Source organism: Pseudomonas sp. MWU12-2020 (genome assembly GCF_023100605.1).
Classification (GTDB): domain Bacteria; phylum Pseudomonadota; class Gammaproteobacteria; order Pseudomonadales; family Pseudomonadaceae; genus Aquipseudomonas; species Aquipseudomonas fluorescens_H.
This window is the reverse complement of the sequence record NZ_JALMEX010000001.1, coordinates 350,083-369,114: the sequence shown is the minus strand read 5'-3', so window position 1 is coordinate 369,114 and position 19,032 is coordinate 350,083. Positions and strand designations below refer to the sequence as shown.

The following is a 19,032-nucleotide window of genomic DNA, read 5'->3' as shown; positions in this document are numbered from 1 at the left end:
TTTGCCGATTGCCCTCCATCCTGTTTTTGCCGTGAGTCCACTATGCGTGTGCTTCCCGATCGCTTGAAATTTATCCTCGGCGGACTGGCCGTGAGCCTGATTTTCTGGGGCGCCTGGCGCAGTCATCCGGCCCATGTGCTGGCGCCGTTTGCCGTGGCGACGCCGCCGGTCGATGCCTCGCTGCAGGCACCGGAGCCGCAGTACAGCAGTCGCTTCGTCTCCTCGCAATTGAATGATTTCGTGCACTCCTCGTCGGTGACCGCACTGCCGGGCGGTGACCTGATGGCGGTGTGGTTCGCCGGTTCGCGTGAGGGCGCCGCCGACGTGCAGATTCGTACCGCCCGCTATGACGCCAAAACCGCGGAGTGGGGCGCCGAGCAGGTGCTGGCCACCCGCGAATCGACCCGTGACGGCACCCAGCGCTACATCCGCAAACTGGGCAACCCGGTGATTGCCCTCGCGCCGGATCAGCGGTTGTGGATGTTCTATGTCTCGGTGTCCGTGGGCGGCTGGGCCACCAGTGCGATCAACGTGATGGTCTCGGATGATGTCGGGCGCAACTGGTCGGCGCCGCGACAGCTGATCACCTCACCGTTTTTCAACATCAGTACGCTGGTGCGCGCCGCGCCGGTGTTCCATGCCGACGGCTCGATCGGTTTGCCGGTGTATCACGAGTTCATGGGCAAATTCGCCGAGTACCTGTACCTGAGTGCAGACGGCGCGGTGATCGATAAATTCCGCATCAGCCGTGGCAAACATTCGTTGCAGCCGACCATTGTGCCGCTGGATGGCCGGCGTGCCGTGGCCATGCTGCGTTATGCCGGCGACACTCATCATCGAGTGCTGGCCAGCCGCACCGAGGACGCCGGGCAGACCTGGAGCGAGCCGTACCCGCTGGAACCGGCCAACCCCAATTCATCGCTCGCGGCAGTCGGCACCGACGACAACGGGCTGCTGGTGGCGCTGAATGATCTGCAGGACGGGCGCTTCAAACTCAGCCTCTATGGCACTGATGCCAGCCTGAACCACTGGCGCAATGTGATCGAACTCGATCAGTCACCCGATCCGCTCGGCCAGCCGTTCGCCCCCGAAGCCTACAAGGCGATCATCGGCGAAGGTTTTCGTGCTTCGAGTGGTGCCCGGCGCTTGCCGCTGGAACAGCGCTTTCTGAGCAATCTGGACTACCGGGTGTGCAAGCCGCAGGGCTGTGATTTCGAGTACGAGTATCCGTACTTCAGTCGCGGCAGCGATGGCCTTTATCACCTGGTGTATTCGTGGAATAACACTTTCATCAAACATGTCAGCTTCAACGAAGCGTGGCTGGAGGAGCGCCTGTGATGCTGATTCTCTGGCAAGCCCATTTGACGTTCATCCTGCTTGGTTTTGTCCTGCTGGGTTCGTTGCAATGCACCCAACGCTGGCGTCCGTGGCTGTTGCCGCTGCTGGCGGTGGTCAGCTTCGTGCCGGTCAACGAGCTGCCCTTGGCGGCGTATGTGCGCAGTGTCACCGACGATCTGGCGATCACCACGCTGGTGTTGCTCGGCTGGGCCAGTCTGGTCCGACTGGGCGTGGTCGAGCGGCAGACATTGTCGGCACGGGTGCAGGTGCTGGTGCTGTTTACCGTGCTGGCCGCGCTGCTGTACCCGGCGACGATGGGCCTGACGTATTTCGATCCGTACCGCTGGGGCTTCAACCCACGGCCGATGATCGTCTGTATCGGCCTGCTGGCACTGGCGCTGTTGTGGCTGCGCAACACGCTGGCAGTGTCGATGCTCGCGCTGGGCACGCTGGCGTTCGCCTTGCGTCTCAAGGCTTCGGAAAACTATTGGGATTACCTGATCGATCCACTGCTGCTCGGTTACTGCCTGATCGCCGCTGCAGCGCTGTGCATCCGTGAGGTCTGGCGTCTGCTGCGAGCCGCACCGGCGGGCGCGACATCTTCTATTTGAACCAACGACACTGAGGTCAATGATGGGCTGGTTGCAATCGCGACGCCTGCGCTACGGCGTGGGTGCGGCAGGTTTGGCGTTTTTGTTGTTTGCCGTGCTCAGGCTGGTGTTCGTGCTGGGGTTTTCCGGGATCGCGCCCAGCGAGTTCATCGATAACCCGGCACTGCGCGAAACCCTGGGTATCGGTTTGCGTTTCGACTTGCGCCTCGCCGTGTTGCTGATCCTGCCACTGGCGCTGCTGGCCTGGCTACCGCGCTGGAACCTCACGCGGTTGCCGTGGTTGCGCTGGGTCGCACGGGTTTACTGGCTGCTGGCGCTCGGTGCGATTGGCCTGTTGTACATCATCGATTTCGGTCATTACGCCTATCTCGGCGTGCGTATCAACGCCACGGTGCTGCGTTACCTGGAAGACGCGCAGATCTCGCAGCAGATGGTCTGGGAAACCTATCCGGTGCTGTGGATCGCCCTCGGCTGGATGGCGACGCTGGGCGTTTGCTTCTACGGATTTTTGCAACTCGAACGCGTGACGCTGGCCCGTGAAGCCAAGGTTATCCAGCGTCCGTCGCTGGCATTCGGCACCGGGCTGGGGGTGGTCGTGGTGCTGCTGGCGCTGCTGGGTCGTGTCGACAATCTCAACCTGGAAAACCCGGTGCCGCTGCGCTGGAGCGATGCGTTCTTTTCCGGTAACGCGCAGATCGCCGCGGTCGGTCTGAACCCGGTGCTGTTCCTGTACGACACGCTGAAAACCGCGCAGGCGCAATTCGATGAGGCGCAGGTGCGCGAGCACTATCCGTTGATTGCCCGCTATCTGGGCGTGGATCGACCGGATCCGCAAAGTCTGACGTTCGAGCGTCAGCAAGGCGTGCAGCCGTATCGACTGCAGGGCACGCCGAACGTGATGTTCGTCATGCTCGAATCACTGGGCACCAGCGCCGTCGGCGCCTACGGCAATCCGTTGAACCCGACGCCGAACCTCGATCAACTGGCGAGCCGCAGCTGGTTCTTCAAACACTTCTATGTGCCGGTCACCGGTACCGCAAAAACCGTGTGGGCGAGCATCACCGGCGTTCCCGACGTAACCCGCCGTGAGACCGCGACGCGCCATCCGCTGATCACCCGCCAGCACACGCTGATCAACGCGTTCACCGATTACCAGAAGCTCTACATGATCGGCGGCAACGCCGGCTGGGCCAATATCAACGCGCTGATCCAGCAGAGCATCGACGGCGTGCGCCTGTATCATGAAAGTGACTGGCGTTCGCCGCTGGTGGACGTGTGGGGCATCTCCGACCTGGATCTGTTCAAGGAGAGCGACCGCATCCTGCGCGACTTGCCGAAGGACCGACCGTTCTTCGCCTACGTGCAAACCTCGGGCAACCATCGGCCGTTCACCATCCCCAAGGACAACGACGGCTTCGAGGTCAGCAACCTGTCACTGGAGCAGGTGCAGGCCGCCGGTTCGCGCAGCGTCGAGCAGTACAACGCGGTGCGCCTGCTGGATTTCAATATCGGCAAGTTGATCGAGCTGGCCAAGGCTGGCGGCTATTACGACAACACGATTTTTGTGTTCTTCGGCGACCACAACACGCGTATCAGCCAGATCCCGCACATGCCGCCGGCGTTCGAGCAACTGGGCCTGGAAAGCAATCATGTGCCGATGTTGATTCACGCCCCGGGGCTGCTGGTGCCGAAGGTCATCGAGGACGCCGTGGGGCTGGTGGATCTGCTGCCGACGGTGGCGGGGATGGCCGGCGTGCCGTTCAGCAACGGCGCGATGGGGCGCGATGTCCAGCAACCGGCGCCGGAAGGTGAGCGCGTGGTGCCGCTGGTACTGCGCGAGGGGACGTTCCCGTTGATTGGCGGGGTGACCAAGGATTTCCTCCTGCAGATGCAACATGACGGCAGCTCGCCGACCCTGCATGACCTGGCGTCGAAGACTCCGCTGGATAACGTCGCCGGGCAAAACCACGAGGAATTCCAGCGCCTGGTGGAGCTGACTCGGGGACTGCACGAAAGCGCGCGGCTGATGTTGTATCGCAACGTGCGCTGACCGGGACTGTTCCCGGTCAGCGTGGGGCTTTATTGGTTCAGGAAAGCCAACAGGTCTTCATTCAGCGCCTCGGCGTGCGTCACGGCAAAACCGTGGGGGGCGCCGGCATAGACTTTCAGTTCGGCGCCTTTGATCAGGGCGGCGGCTTGCTTGCCGGTGGTTTCGAACGGCACGATCTGATCGCCGTCGCCGTGGATTACCAGGGTCGACACGTCGATCTTCGCCATGTCCGGACGGAAGTCGGTTTGCGAGAATGCGGTGACGCAATCCACGGTGCCTTTCAGCGAGGCGAGCAAGGCGACGTTCAGGGTTTGCGTGAGCACGCCGTCGGAGACTGTCTGGCCCTGATTGGTGCCGTAGAACGGCGCGGCGAAATCCGCGATGAACTGCGCGCGATCCTTGAGCAGGCCGGCCTTGATCCCGTCGAACACCGAGTGGTCGACGCCTTGCGGGTAGTCGGCCTTCTTGCCGAACAGCGGCGTCACTGCCCCGAGCAGCACCAGCCCGGCAACGCGCTCGCTGCCGTGGCGGGCGATGTAGCGGCTGACGTCGCCGCCGCCCATGGAGAAGCCGACCAGCGTGACATCGCGCAGGTCGAGGTGCTTGATCAGTTGCGCGATGTCATCGGCAAAGGTGTCGTAGTCGTAGCCGGTCCACGGTTGATCGGAGCGCCCGAAACCACGGCGGTCGAAGGCAATCGTGCGGTAGCCGCGACTGCTCAGGTACTCCATCTGGTATTCCCACATGTCGGCATCCAGCGGCCAGCCATGGCTGAACAACACGGGTTTGCCGCTGCCCCAGTCCTTGAAATAGATCTGTGTGCCGTCATCGGTAGTGAATGTGCTCATGGAAACTCCTTGCTGTGGGCAATCGTTCAGGAAGGCCGGATGCCGCAATGGCCGCCGATCACTATCGGCGCAAATCGCTGCCGTCACTTGTACGCAAGTGCTGAATTGCCGGGCAGGGCGGTGTGGTTCTTTTCCAGCGTCACAGTTGTAAGATGCAACCACACGCCGGTTTTGATGGAGAAACACCCTGTGAAGCGCAAAAGCCTGCACGGCAACGCCTGCCCGGTCGCCCGTACGCTGGACCTGATCGGCGACTGGTGGTCGCTGCTGATCATCCGCGATGCGCTGGAGGGCATCCGCCGCTTCAGTGATTTTCAGAAGAATCTGGATATCGCCAAGAACATGCTCAGTGCCCGGCTCAAGGCCCTGGTGGAGCAGGGGATTCTGCAAACGGTGCCGGCCGCCGATGGCAGTGCTTACAAGGAATACGTGCTGACCGAACGCGGCAAGGAGCTGCAGACGGTGATCGTCGCGCTGTCGCAGTGGGGCGGGGAGCACCTGTATGCGCCAGGTGAGCAGGGTTCGGTGATGGTCGATGCGCAGCAGCGTCAGTCGATCAGAAAGTTGGAATTGCGTTCAGCGGATGGCCGCTTACTGGCGCCTCAGGACGTGGCGACGAAGTTGGGCGTTGCGCACTGAGCCAAGGATTACCCCCGGAAAACCGCAGCCGCGTCGATTGTTCAATCCCTGTTACAAACCCGACAAACGGTCGAAATGTTTGTTTGACGTCAAAATGATGGCCATCTAATATCGCGCCACTATTTTGATGTCATTCCGTCTCGAGGGATCGAACATGTACCCACCCGCCCTCGCGGCGAGGTTGTGCGTAGCTTTGCTGTGCCTGTCTCCGCTTCAAATTGCCTTCGCTGCACCCACACCCGGTGAAACCGACCTGATCCGCGATCGCCAGAATCGCTTGCTCGAAGAGCAGCAGCGGCGTCTTGAAGACCTGAAAAATCTGCCCGGCAAAGAGGCAGGTCCGGCGCAACCAGCGGCGCCCACCGACACCCGTTGTTTCCCGATCAAGGACATCGAGCTCAAGGGCGCCGACAGTCTGTCCGACAGCGACAGAACCCGTCTGCTCAAGCCCTACATCGTCCAGTGCCTCGGTGTACCGCAACTCAACGAGCTGCTGAAAGTCATCACCGACCATTACATCGAGAAAGGCCTGGTCACCAGCCGCGCCTACCTGCCGCAGCAGGATCTGTCTGGCGGGCATCTGAAAGTGCTGGTGGTCGAAGGCAAGCTTGAAGGCATGAAGGGCGCCGAGAACAGCAAGCTTTCCGAGCGTGAACTGGCGATGGCGTTTCCCGGCAAGTCCGGCGATCTGGTCAACCTGCGCGAGATCGAGCAGATGGTCGATCAGCTCAATCGCCTGCCGTCCAATCAGGCCAAGATGGAACTGGCGCCGGGCAAGAACGTCGGCGGCAGTGAGGTGCTGGTCACCAATACGCCGCAGAAGCCATGGCGTGCCGGACTGTCGCGCAGCAACGACGGCCAGCGCAGCACCGGTGAACAGCAGTGGGGCACCACTTTCGATTGGGACAGCCCGCTGGGCCTGGCCGATCAGTTGAGCCTGCGCGGCGGTCACGATGCAATGACCGACCACCAGCACACCTCCAGCAACGCCATGCTCAATTACAACCTGCCGTGGGGCTGGTGGAACTTCAGCTACACCTACAGCCAGAGTGACTACCGCTCGCAGATCGCCGCCAACGGCTACAACTTCAAGCAGACCGGCGACAGCGAAAACCATCAACTGCGCGCCGAACGGGTGATCCATCGCGACTCGGTGAGCAAGACCTCGCTCAGCGCCGGCCTGTCCTACCTGCGCACCAACAACTACATCGAAGACAGCAAGCTCAAGCTGAGCAGCAACCGCATCAGCGAAGCGCAGTTCGGCTTCAACCACGGTCGCCGCATCGGCAGCGCCTTCGTCAACTTCGATGCCGGCATGCAGGAAGGCATCGGCGCGTTCGACGCGCAGGGCAGCCACGATCCGGGCCCGGGCGAACCGGACGCACGCTACCGCAAATACACCGCGACCCTGAGCTACCTGCAACCGTTCAAGGTGTGGGGCGAATCCTTCACCTTCAGCAGCCTGATGACCGGCCAGCGCAGCGAAGACGTGCTGTTCAGTTCACAACGCACCAGCCTCGGCGGGCTGTCGTCGATCCGTGGCTACAAGGATCAGTCGCTGTCCGGCGACAGCGGCGGCTACTGGCGCAACGATCTGCGCTGGAGCCGTCCGATCAACGTCGAATGGCTGCGCCCGGTGTTCGCTGAATACGGCACCAGCCTCGGTTACGACCAGGGCGTGATTCGCGGCGACCGCTACAACGGCGATCAGCACGGGCGCATGTCGAGCAACTCGCTGGAACTGTTCGCCCGTGGCGAGCATGTGGCCGCCAGCGTGACCTTTGCTCACTCCCTCGAACGCCCGGATGTGCTGACCGAGCGTGAAGCGCCGATCTATTTCCGCCTCGACTTTTTCATCTAATTCAAATACTTCGAGACCATCGACATGGATGTTCGTCAGTTCGCCTTCCTTGCAGGCCAGCCTTCTGCGGCCGTAAAAAACCGTGAGTCGTTTCTGGGCATGCCCAAGCGCGGGCTGGCGTTCCTGCTGGCGAACGTCATGTTCTGGCAACCGATGTGGGCGCAGGCCGACGGCATTGTCGTGGCCAACCCGAACACCTCGCTGGATCGTGCCGGCAATGGTGTGCCGATCATCAACATCGCCACGCCCAACGGCAGCGGGCTGTCGCATAACCAGTTCCACGATTACAACGTCGGCGCGCAGGGCGTCATCCTCAATAACGGCTCGAGCCAGACGTCGAATACGCAATTGGGCGGCCACATCATCGGCAACCCGAACCTGAAAAACAGCGGTTCGGCGCAGGCAATTCTCAACGAAGTCATCAGCGGCAACCCGAGCCAGTTGCGCGGTTACACCGAAGTGGCGGGGCAGTCAGCGCGAGTGATCGTCGCCAACCCGTATGGCATCACCTGTAATGGCTGCGGCTTCATCAACGCACCGCGCGTGACGCTGACCACCGGCAAACCGGTGCTGGATGGCGCGGGACGGCTGGATCGTTTTCAAGTTGATCAGGGTTCTGTGGCCATTGAAGGCGCCGGGCTTAACGCGAGCAACGTCGACCGTTTCGAAATCATCACCCGTAGCGCGAAGATCAATGCCGAAATCCAGGCGCAGAACCTGACCATCGTTGCCGGGCGTAACGACGTCGATGCGCAAACCCTCAACGCCACGGCCCGCGCCGATGACGGCAGCGCCAAACCGCAACTGGCGATTGACTCCTCGGCACTCGGCGGGATGTATGCCGGGGCGATCAAACTGGTCGGCACCGAGGCCGGGGTCGGGGTGAAACTGGCGGGCAACCTGGCTGCCAGTGGTGGCGATATCCAGATCGATGCCAACGGCCAGTTGACCCTGGCGCAGACCTCGGCAGCCACTGCTGTGAACATCAAAGCCAACAGCCTTAGTGCCCAAGGTCCGGTCTACGCTGGCACCGCTCTGAACGTGCAAACCCAAGGCGATCTGAGCAACCAGCAAAACCTCGCTGCACGCGACAGCATCAGCCTCAGCGCCGGTGGAACCCTGAGCAACAACGGCATCATTGAAGCCGGGGTCAACGCCGACAACAGCCGTAACAGCGCTGGCGACGTGAACCTGAGTGCGCAGAACCTCAACAACAGCGGCAAAAGCGTGATCGCCAGTCGCAACCTGACGGCGACCGTCGCGCAAACCCTGAGCAACCAGGGCGGTACGTTGAGCGCCCAGCAGGACACGCGCCTCACGGCCACCACCCTGGACAATCAGAACAAGGGCAGCGTCCTCGGCAACTCGACGGTGCAGTTGAACGCCAGCAAGGTCATCAACACCCAGGGCGTGATCAGCAGCAACGGCAGCCTCGGCGCCGATCTCGGCGATCTGAATAACCACGATGGCGAGATATCCAGCGCCGGCTCCACCCGTATCAACGCCATCACGCTGGACAACAGCGACGGCCAGGTGACGGGCGACGTAGCGCTGAACATCGGTTTGATCGGTGCGCTGAACAACCGCAACGGTGTGTTGGGTTCGGGGGTGAATGTCAGCATCACCGCCGCCAGCCTCGACAACAGCCAGCAAGGCAGCCTCGTCAGCGACGGCAGTCTGACCGCGCGCATCACTGGCTTGTTCGATAACCAGAACGGTGAGCTGAGCGCCAAAGGTGCGGTCGATGTCCAGAGTGGCAGCCTCGACAACCGTGGCGGCAGCGTGGTTGGCAAGGATCGCCTGACCTTGCGCAGCGATTCCGTGGACAACCGCGGCGGTAAAGTTCGCGCGACCAAAGACCTGCAACTCAGCATTGGCGCACTCGACAACCGCGACAAAGGTCTGCTCGATGGTCAGGCCGCCGTCAACTACAGCGGCACGCAACTGGATAACCGTGGCGGTTTGCTCAGTGCGGCAGGGCCGATGATTCTCGGTGTGACGCGCATCGATAACAGCGCCGGGCGCATCTCAAGCAAAGCCGATCTGAACGCCAACGTGACGCAATTGGTTAACCAGGGTGGTGAATTGGTCGCCCAAGGTTCGTTGTTGCTCAGTGGCCAGTCGCTCGACAACCGTAAGGCCGGTCTGGTCGGTACCACAAAAGCGCTGAAACTCACGGTCGGCGAGATCGACAATCGCGGCGGTGAAATCTCCAGCACCGTCGATGTGAACGTCATCGGTCAAAGCCTGAACAACAGTGACAGCGGCAAAGTCCTCGCCGGAACCACCCTTGGCCTGACTGTGGCCCGGGTCATCAATCAGACCCTCGGACAACTGTTCAGTGTGGGTACCTCGACGCTGATCGGGCAGAGTCTGGACAACAGCGGCGGTAATTTCGTTACCCGACGGGGCAATCTGGACATTCGTCTCGACAACGCCTTGAGCAATATCGAGGGTCTGATCAGCAGCGAAGGGACGCTGACTGTAAACGCGGGCAGTCTCGATAACACACGCGGTCACTTGTCGAGCGCCGGCGCGCTGGCGCTGACCACCACGGGTAGCCTGAATAATCAGGCGGGCTCAATTGCCACTGACAGCGGGCTGATCCTGACTTCGCAGAGTCTGGACAACAGTCAGGGCGGCTTGATCAGCGCCAAGAAAGCCACCGCGCTGACCACCGGTGCCTTCAACAACGCCTCCGGCGGCAGCCTGGTCAGCGGTGACACCCTCACGCTCAACGCCGGCGCAGTGAGCAACGGCATCGGCAGTCGCATCGCCAGCGAAAAAGCCCTGACCGCAACGGTCACCGGCTTCGATCAGCAGGGCGGTCAACTGTTCAGCAAAACCTCCCTGAGCCTTGACCTCAACCACGGCCAATTGAACAACCGCAACGGCCTGATCAATTCGCCGCTGCTGGTGCTGAAAAACCTCAAGGATGTCGACAACCAGGGCGGTGAAATCTCCAGCGCCCAGGCCTTCACCCTGACCGCGCAAAACCTCGATAACAGCAACAACGGCAAATTGATCAGCAATCAGGGCCTGACCCTGCGCATCGAACAACTGCTGGCCAGCGTCAAGGGCCTGATTTCCGCGCAGAGCGTGGATGCCAAAAGCGCTCGCCTGGACAACAGCGGCGGCCTGATCACCAGCCGTGGCACCCTCGGGGTGACGGTGGACGGCCAACTGGTCAACCAGGGCGGTACGCTGATCGCTGATGATGAACTGAATCTGAAAGCCGACAGCGTCGACAACAGCGAAGGGCACATTGCCGGTAAAGCCGACGTTATCGCTAACGTCGCGACCCTCGATAACCGGCGCGGTGAACTGGTGGCAACCGCCGGGCTGAAGCTCACCGGCAACAGCCTCGACAACCGTAACGGCGGTCTCGTCGGGGCGAATCAGGCGCTGCAACTGACGGTCGATGCCGTCGACAACCGTGGCGGCGAGCTGTCCAGCCAGGCTGACGTAACGCTGGTCGGCAGTCGTCTGGACAACAGCGACGGCGGCAGGCTGATTGCACAAGGTGCGTTGAGCCTGACCGTTGATGAAGTGCTCAACCGTGCAAAGGGGCTGATTTCGGGTAAAACCGACCTGACCCTGACCGGCCGCAGCCTCGACAGCACTGCGGGTGCGCTCCTGAGCCAGAGCAACCTGAAGCTCGACCTGAGCGGTGACCTGAATAACAGTCAGGGCCTGATCAGCGCAGAGGGCAGCCTTGGCGTGACAGCGGCGAGTCTGACCAACAATCTCGGCAGCCTCTCGGTTGCCGGGCCGTTGACATTGAACACCATCGGCGTGGTGCTCAACCGCGGTGGTCAGATCGTCACCGACGCCAGCCTCAATCTCAGCAGTGCCAGCCTCGACAACAGCAACGGCGGCAGCCTCAGCGCCAAAGGCGCGGTAGTGGTGCACACCGGTACGCTGGATAACAGCCACAACGGCAAGTTGAACAGTGGCGATACGCTGGACCTGAAGGCGACCCAACTGACCAACCAGGATGGCGGTCGTATTGCCAGCGTTGCTGCGCTGACCGCGAACGTCACCGGTCTCGATCAGCAGGGCGGCCAGTTGTTCAGCAACACGTCGCTGGACCTGGACCTCAATCACGGTCAACTGAACAACCAGAACGGCCTGATCGGCGCGCCGTTGCTGATGCTCAATAACCTTGAGGACGTCAACAACGATGGCGGTGAGATCTCCAGCACCCAGGCGTTCACAGTGACGGCGCGCAGCCTCGACAACAGCAACGGCAAATTGCTCAGCAACCAGGCCGTGACGCTGCGCATCGACCAGGCGCTGACCAACATCAAAGGCCTGATTGCCGCGGCTGCGCTGGATGTCAAAGCGGCCAGCCTCGACAACAGCGGCGGCACACTGACCAGCCGTTCGAATCTGGACCTTAACCTCGACGGCCTGCTCACCAACCAGAACCTGGGGCTGATCAATGCCACCATTGGCCTGACTGTCAACAGCAACGGCTTGAACAACCAGAACGGCTCGCTGCTGGGCAGTGCCATCGCCATTGATTTCGGCGCGGCCACTGCTGATCTGAACAACGATGGCGGCCTGATCACCACCGAAGGCCAGTTGAGCATTCAGCATCTGCGTGACCTGAGCAACCGCAGCGGCGAAATCTCCAGCAGCCAGAGCATCGGCCTTAAAACCCGGGCCATCGATAACAGCGGCGGCAAACTGATCAGCAGCAACCTGCTGAGCCTCACGGGCAGCCAACTGCACAACCAGAACGGTCTGATCTCCGGTTGGCAAGGTCTGGACGTCAATGCCCAGAGCCTCGACAACCGCAACAGCGGCACGCTCTCCAGCAAAAGCGGCAGCCTCGATGTGACACTGAGCGGGGACTTGCTCAACAGCGGCGCCGGTGCACTGGTCAGCCAGAAAACCCTTAACGTCAACGCCGCGAGCCTGGATAACAGCGACAAGGGCGTGGTTTCCAGTGGCGAAGCACAGGCTCTGACCGTCGCTAGTCTTTTGAATAACGCTGCAGGTGGTTCGATCTACAGCGGTGCAACCCTGACGATGCAGGCGATGACGCTGGGCAACGCCGGCGGCAGTGTCAGCGCCAAACAGGACCTGAGCTTTGTCGGCACCACACTGGATAACACCGGTGGCATGGCGGCCAGCGATGGCGCCGTAACCCTCGACCTGCTCGGCGCATTGACCAACACCAACGGCAAGCTCGCCAGCGGTGGTGCACTGCTGCTGCAACGCGCCACACAGATCAACAATCAGGGCGGCCAACTGGCCAGTCAGGGTTTGATGACCCTGCTCAGTGGCGGCCTGGACAACCGCAATCGCGGCACCGTCGCGACCAATGACGTGTTGACGATCACCACGCCTGGCGTCATCCAGAACAGCGCCGACGGTTTGATCTACAGCCAGAATGGCGATGTACAGATCCGGGCGGCCAGTCTGGCCAACGCCAAGGGCACTCTGCAAAGCAAGGGCGCACTGACCCTGACCACCAGCGGCGACATCGATAACCAGAGCGGCCGGATCATTGCCGATGCCGGGGACCTTACCCTCGACGCTGGCAACCTCGATAGTCGTGGCGGCGTCCTCGCCAGCCTGAAAGCTGCGTTCTCTGCACGCCTGACCGGTCTGCTGAAGAATGGCTACGACCTGAATAACAATCGCCAGGGCGGTGTGATTCAGGCTCAACGCGTGAATCTCGTCGCACCGGGTGGACTCGATAACTACGGCGGACGCATTTCGGCGCAAAGCGGCGATGCAGTCATCACCACCGGCAACTTCGACAACCGCAATGGCGGCCTCTACGCCAAAGGCAAAATCAACGTCACCGGCAACAACTTCGACAACAGCGGCGACAACGACGGCCAGATTGCCGGCCAGCAGATCGACCTCAATCTGACCGGCGCATTGAACAACCGCCTGGGCATCATCGAAAGCGACAGCACCCTTGCCATCAAGGCTGCCAGCCTCGATAACCAGACCGGCCAGTTGCGTGCCCTCGGCAGCGGCGGCAAAACCAGCTTCCAGATTGGCGGGCTGTTCGACAACCGTAACGGCACGCTGGAAACCGCCAACACCGACCTGACGCTCGGCGCCGGCAGCTTCCTCAATACCGGCGGCAGCCTGTTGCACGTCGGCGACGGCACGTTCGATATCTCCACCGCCAACCTGATGAATGCAGGGGGGGCGCTGGTAACCCGTGGCGGCCTGACGATCGGTGCTGACAGCTGGACCAACAGCAGCGTCATCCAGGCCGGGCGTCTTACCGTCAACGTCAACAGTCTGACCCAGACCGCTACCGGGCAATTGCTGGCGTCTGACAGTTTCACCGGCAATGGCGTCAATTGGCTCAACGACGGCTTGATTGCCAGTGACGGCCGGATGAATGTCGGCCTCGGTGGCGCTTATTGGGGCGCGGGGCGGCTCAGTAGCCTGGGTACTCTGAATCTGAGTGCAGCGCAGGTGAGTCTCAGCAGCGCGACATCGAGTATCGCCGGCGGCGGGGACACCACGCTTAATGTCGGTGGCCGCCTGGACAATGGCGCTCGTCTAACCTCGGCAGCCAACATGACCATCAATGCCGGAGCGGTCAACAACTTCGGCACGCTGGCTGCGGCACAAAATCTGACACTGACCAGCGGATCATTGCTCAACACCAATGCGTTGATCACCAGCGGCGGCGACATGCGCCTGCAGGTTGCAAACCTCAATAACTCCTATGGCCAACTCTACGGGCTGAGCAATGTTTACATCGGCAGGGATTCCGGAACTAGCAAAGCCGATCTGCTGGATAACTCTTCCGGTGACATCTACAGCGCTCAGAACCTGACCATCAATGCCCTGACCATCAACAACGTTCGGGCGATCCTGGAATACACCAAGCAAGAAAAAAGCTCAGTCGTCATCACGCAACTTGATTGCAATCTTATTCCTATCGCTGGCTGTGACTTCCGTAGTGGAGGGCGGCGAAATGGCCTGTGGGAAATCGCTGAAACCGATCGTTTGAAAGTCAACGCCAGCAGTGCGGCTGCCAGCATGACCAGTGGCGGCGACATCTCGATCAATGCGTCGACGCTGAACAACACCAGTAGCACGATTGCCGCCACCGGCAACATCGTGGCCAATGCCGACACTATCAATAACACCGGTTTGCAAGAGCAGGAGATCGTCACCAAGCGCACGTACTGGAACTATGTGAAGCAGATCTTCGGGGCAGTGGCCGCAGCAGATGCGTTCAACAAGAAAAACGGTGGGACGCCCTCAGCCGACGTCGAAGCGGATCTGAGCGCCTTTATCAAGTTGATGGGCGGGGGCAAGCTCACCGGCCCGGAGATTACGGTAACAGGCTCGAGCAACGCCTACGATGCGGTGATTCAGGCGGGCGGCAACATCACACTCAATGCCACGCAGAAAATCAGCAACAGCGTCGAACGGCCTTACTACGCCTATGTCGCAGCCGGCCGCAACAAAACCGAAACAGGTGCGGGTAGCGCTTATTCGACACCGATTTACATCAACGCACAGCTGCCACCCGATCTGGCTCAACAGCAAGTCAACCCGTTAGCGTTGCCCGGTTTCAGCCTGCCCACAGGGCAAAACGGCTTGTTCCGTCTGAGCGGGCAAGGCAACACCACGCCGACCGCCACCGGTCCGGATAGCTGGACCATGGGTGGCGCCGCGATCAGCCCCGCCAATCGCCAGCAAACCTTGACCGATACCCAGCCAAGGAACATCCAGCTGGCAAACAATGCTCAGGCTTCAGGCAGTACGGTTGACTTGAAGACGGCTGATCACAAGGCAGGCGAAACGGGTGCGACAGCCAGCGCTCTCGACGTCAGCACACCCGCTGCCGACGCCAGTGGCACGGCATTGCCTGGCCGCTCCACCGACTTCACGATCAATCGCGTACAAGGCTTGCCGGTGACCAGCAAGCCATCCAATGCACACAAGTATCTGATAGAAACCAACCCGGTATTGACTGACCTCAAGCAGTTCATGGGTTCGGATTATCTGCTGTCGAACCTTGGGTACGATCCTGACAAGAGCGCCAAGCGATTGGGCGACGGGCTCTATGAGCAGCGCCTGGTCCAGCAGGCGGTTGTGGCACGTACCGGCCAGCGCTTCATCGATGGTCAGACCACCGATGAGGGTCTGTACAAGTACCTGATGGACAACGCCATCGCCAGCAAAAATCAGCTCAATCTGGCAGTGGGAGTCAGCCTGACGTCCGAACAGGTCGCGGCACTGACTCACGATATCGTCTGGATGGAAAACGCCGTGGTAAACGGCGAGCAAGTGCTTGTCCCGGTACTCTACCTGGCCAATGCCAATAATCGCCTCGCAGCTAACGGCGCGCTGATTCAAGGCAGTGATGTCACGCTCATTGCCGGCAAGGATCTGGAAAACGCCGGAACATTGCGCGCCAAAAACAACCTTTCAGCCACCGCCGACAACAATCTGGTCAACAGTGGCCTGATTGAAGCAGGCAATCGTCTTGATCTTCTCGCAGGCAATAACCTTGTAAACAAGGCTGGCGGCATTATCGCCGGGCGTGACGTCTCGCTGACTGCCACTCGTGGCGACATCATCAATGAACGCAGCGTCACCACCCATGAGAGTGGTGTTGGCGACATGAACGAGCGTTCGGACTTCATCGACAACGCTGCGCGCATCGAAGCGGCCAACGATCTGACACTCAAGGCTGGACGAGACGTCATCAACACCGGTGGTGTTCTGAAAAGCGGCGCAGATACCACGATCAATGCCGGTCGCGATGTGAATCTGGTTTCCGCTGAAAAGGCCTTCAGTTCTCAGCGTGGACTGCATACCAACGACAACGTTACCCAGTACGGCTCAACCGTCGATGTCGGGCGTGATCTGAACATCACGGCCGGACGGGACCTTTCGGTCATCGCCAGTCAGATCGATGCCAAGCGTGACGTGTCGATGTCTGCGACCGAGAACCTGACCATCGGCTCGGCTGCTGATGAGGAGCACTCGCTGTACAAAAGCAAAAAACTCACGATGCAGGAGGACCATGTCAGCCAGGTCATGTCCGGGATCACCGCAGGCGGCGACGTCAAGCTGAGTGCCGGTAAAGACCTCAGCGTGATCTCCAGTCGCGTGACTGCAGGCGACGAAGCTTATCTGGCCGCGGGTGACAACCTCAACATTCTTGCAGCGCAGGACACGGACTACTCGCTGTATGACATGAAGAAAAAGGGCAGCTTCGGCAAGCTCAAAATGAAGCGGGACGAGGTGACCGATATAAAGCATATCGGCTCCGAGATCAAGTCGGGCGGCGATCTTACGCTCAAGAGCGGAGGCGATCAGCTTTATCAGGTCGCCAAACTGGACAGTGGTAACAACATCACGCTGGACAGCGGTGGGGCGATTACGTTTGAAGGGGTTAAAGACCTCCATGACGAAAGCCACACCAAGACCAACAACAATGCCGCGTGGGTGTCGTCCAAAGGTCGCGGTAATACCGATGAAACCCTGCGTCAGACCCAGATGATTGCCAAGGGCAACATCGTGATCAAGGCCGTGGATGGTCTGAAGATCGACGTAAAAGATGTCAACCAGCAATCCGTCAGCCAGACCATTGATGCGATGGTCAAGGCTGATCCGCAGTTGGCGTGGTTGAAGGATGCCGAGGCGCGTGGGGATGTTGATTGGCGGCTGGTGAAGGAGATTCACGAGTCGTTCAAGTACGAGAACTCGGGGGTTGGTCCAGCAGCACAAATCGCAATTGCGATCATGATGTCGTTCGTGATGGGCCCCGGAGGATTGGCCTTGGTCAGCGGCGGTGCCGGCGGTGTAATGGCCACCTCTCTGGCGACCACCGCCGTGACCAGCACGATCAACAACAAGGGCAACCTGGGCGCTGCTTTCAAGGAGACGTTCAGCGCTGACAGCCTCAAGAGTGCGGCCATCGCCGGCTTTACGGCCGGCGTGCTGAACTACGCGGACGCGAATTGGTTTGCGGGTGGAACCAGCAAAACAGCAAATATCCTGACCAGCAGCAACTTTACCGACGTCGCAATCCGCACGACTGGCCGGGCGATCATTTCCAGTGGCATTTCCACCACCATTGGTGGAGGTAGTTTTGGTGACAATTTTGGTGCTGCCTTGCTGGGGGAGGCGAGCAGTGTAGCGATGGCGACCGGGTTCAACTGGGTTGGCGACAAGACGATCAAGTTCCCGAATGGCAGCATTGAGAAGGTTGTTGCACATGCTTTGATGGGTGGTTTGATTTCTCAAGCGATGGGGGGGGATTTTGCTACCGGTGCGGCGGCGGCAGGGCTCAACGAAGCAGCGATGAAAGCGTTAATTTTCATGGCTGATGGCAACCTGGAGCTTCAAAAGTCCTTATCTCAACTAACCGGGTTGATTGGCGCCGCGGCTGTTGGTGGGGATGTTTCCTTAGGTTCAGAAATTGCGAAAAACGCAACGATATACAACGCACAGGGTCACTCACATCTAGACGAAATGCAGGGTCACAACTCCGTACAGGAAGTGGATGAAGAGTTGAGGCACACGCTCAGGGAGCATATTCCACTTCAAGAGCAGGAAGAGCTTGGTGATTTTACTACTCCGATCGATCCGGGTATCAGCCCAGTAATTGCAGGCGCTATACTCGGTGTAAAAGTACCGCCTGTGGGTACAAAAGGCGGCGCTCTTGTAACTAAAGGAAGTGAGGTCACTCCAGAAATTATCCAGAAAGCATTGAGCGGTGATAAAACTATTAGTGCGCAAGATGGTGTATCCCTACCGATGATTCAACGATACGTTGACAGGCTCCTTAAGGGCGATGTTGCTCCACCAATTAAAATGGATGGAGATGTGATTGTGGATGGTAATCATCGATACATTGCGTCTAAAATCCTCGGTAGAGAACTTACAGTGGATCCTGGCGTATTGACTGATTACAAAGCAAGTAAGAAAAGACCAACTGTAAGTCTTGAAATTTCACCTTTGGATTGGGATAACAGATGATTAAGGTACGGTTTGAGACGGGCGACTGCCTAGAGCTTCCTATTGATAGCTTTGTTGGCGCGGATCTTAAAGGTATTAACTTTCATCGTGCGATATTTGAATATTTGGATTTCAGTAGAGCCGACTTTACAGGTTGTGATTTGAGAAATTCCGTTTTTTATTGTTCTGTGTTGAATAATGCAAAAATGAAAAATGTCTCATTGGTTAATGCGATATTGACGGGTTCTATAATGAGGGGGAGCGATCTTTCTGAATCGTTACTCATGTATTCTGACTTCGCTAAAGTTGATCTAAGCTTAGCAAGTCTAAATAATGCCAATGTGGCGGGAGGAGACTTTCGAGGTGCTGAGTTGTCCGGGGCGAACTTCAGGGTCCTCGGGCTTGATCAGTGTAAGCTTCAGGGTGCGTTATATGATGGTGCAACTATATGGCCGAAAAATTTTGATCCCGGTGAGTATGGCTTATTAAAGAAAAAAAGTTTTAGTGGCCCCCGGTTGTAATTTTCCGAATGTAGGAGCGGTCAGGCAAAGAGAAACGGTCCAAAAAGCGACAGAGGTGGCGAGTACGGGGTCTAAGGTGCCGCCAAAGTTGCAGCCATTCACTAATCCGCATCAATGGCCAGTAATTTCCATTGAGGATTAAAGGTGACTGAGGATTAAAGGTGACGGATTTATATTTAAAAATAGATCTATCCCC

At 59.4% G+C, this 19,032-nt stretch carries 8 protein-coding genes; 7 read left to right on the top strand and 1 reads right to left on the bottom strand.

What is annotated here, in order from left to right; all coding sequences use genetic code 11:
* Window positions 1-42: 42 nt before the first annotated feature.
* From M0814_RS01690 to M0814_RS01680, 3 genes are read left to right on the top strand one after another with little or no spacing between them, the layout of a single operon-like run.
* The gene (locus tag M0814_RS01690) at window positions 43-1,338 is read left to right on the top strand and encodes a sialidase family protein (RefSeq protein ID WP_103483282.1); all 1,296 of its coding nucleotides are present in this window, start codon (window positions 43-45) and stop codon (window positions 1,336-1,338) included.
* Window positions 1,338-1,949, top strand: coding sequence for a hypothetical protein (locus M0814_RS01685; RefSeq protein WP_003225798.1), 612 nt, complete (start codon window positions 1,338-1,340; stop codon window positions 1,947-1,949). The genes M0814_RS01690 and M0814_RS01685 overlap by 1 nt, the downstream gene beginning before the upstream one ends.
* Window positions 1,950-1,971: 22 nt before the next feature.
* Complete coding sequence (locus M0814_RS01680; protein ID WP_103483283.1) at window positions 1,972-3,999, top strand: LTA synthase family protein; 2,028 nt, start codon at window positions 1,972-1,974, stop codon at window positions 3,997-3,999.
* 29 nt (window positions 4,000-4,028) lie between these two features.
* Here the strand turns inward: M0814_RS01680 and M0814_RS01675 are convergent, their stop codons facing one another.
* On the bottom strand, window positions 4,029-4,847 hold the full coding sequence (locus M0814_RS01675) for an alpha/beta hydrolase (RefSeq protein ID WP_103483284.1): 819 nt from the start codon (window positions 4,845-4,847) through the stop codon (window positions 4,029-4,031).
* A 189-nt stretch (window positions 4,848-5,036) separates the two neighbouring features.
* On the opposite strand from M0814_RS01675, the gene M0814_RS01670 reads away from it, so the two are divergent.
* The 4 genes from M0814_RS01670 to M0814_RS01655 all read left to right on the top strand — a co-directional run bounded on the left by M0814_RS01670 (window position 5,037) and on the right by M0814_RS01655 (window position 18,836).
* Entirely contained in the window at window positions 5,037-5,486 is a 450-nt protein-coding gene (locus M0814_RS01670; RefSeq protein ID WP_103483285.1) for a helix-turn-helix domain-containing protein, read from the top strand.
* Window positions 5,487-5,640: 154 nt separating this feature from the next.
* On the top strand, window positions 5,641-7,347 hold the full coding sequence (locus tag M0814_RS01665) for a ShlB/FhaC/HecB family hemolysin secretion/activation protein (RefSeq protein WP_103483286.1): 1,707 nt from the start codon (window positions 5,641-5,643) through the stop codon (window positions 7,345-7,347).
* A 24-nt stretch (window positions 7,348-7,371) separates the two neighbouring features.
* On the top strand, window positions 7,372-18,336 hold the full coding sequence (locus M0814_RS01660) for a filamentous hemagglutinin N-terminal domain-containing protein (RefSeq protein ID WP_103483287.1): 10,965 nt from the start codon (window positions 7,372-7,374) through the stop codon (window positions 18,334-18,336).
* Entirely contained in the window at window positions 18,333-18,836 is a 504-nt protein-coding gene (locus M0814_RS01655) for a pentapeptide repeat-containing protein (protein WP_103483288.1), read from the top strand. The genes M0814_RS01660 and M0814_RS01655 overlap by 4 nt, the downstream gene beginning before the upstream one ends.
* The last annotated feature ends 196 nt before the right edge of the window (window positions 18,837-19,032 follow it).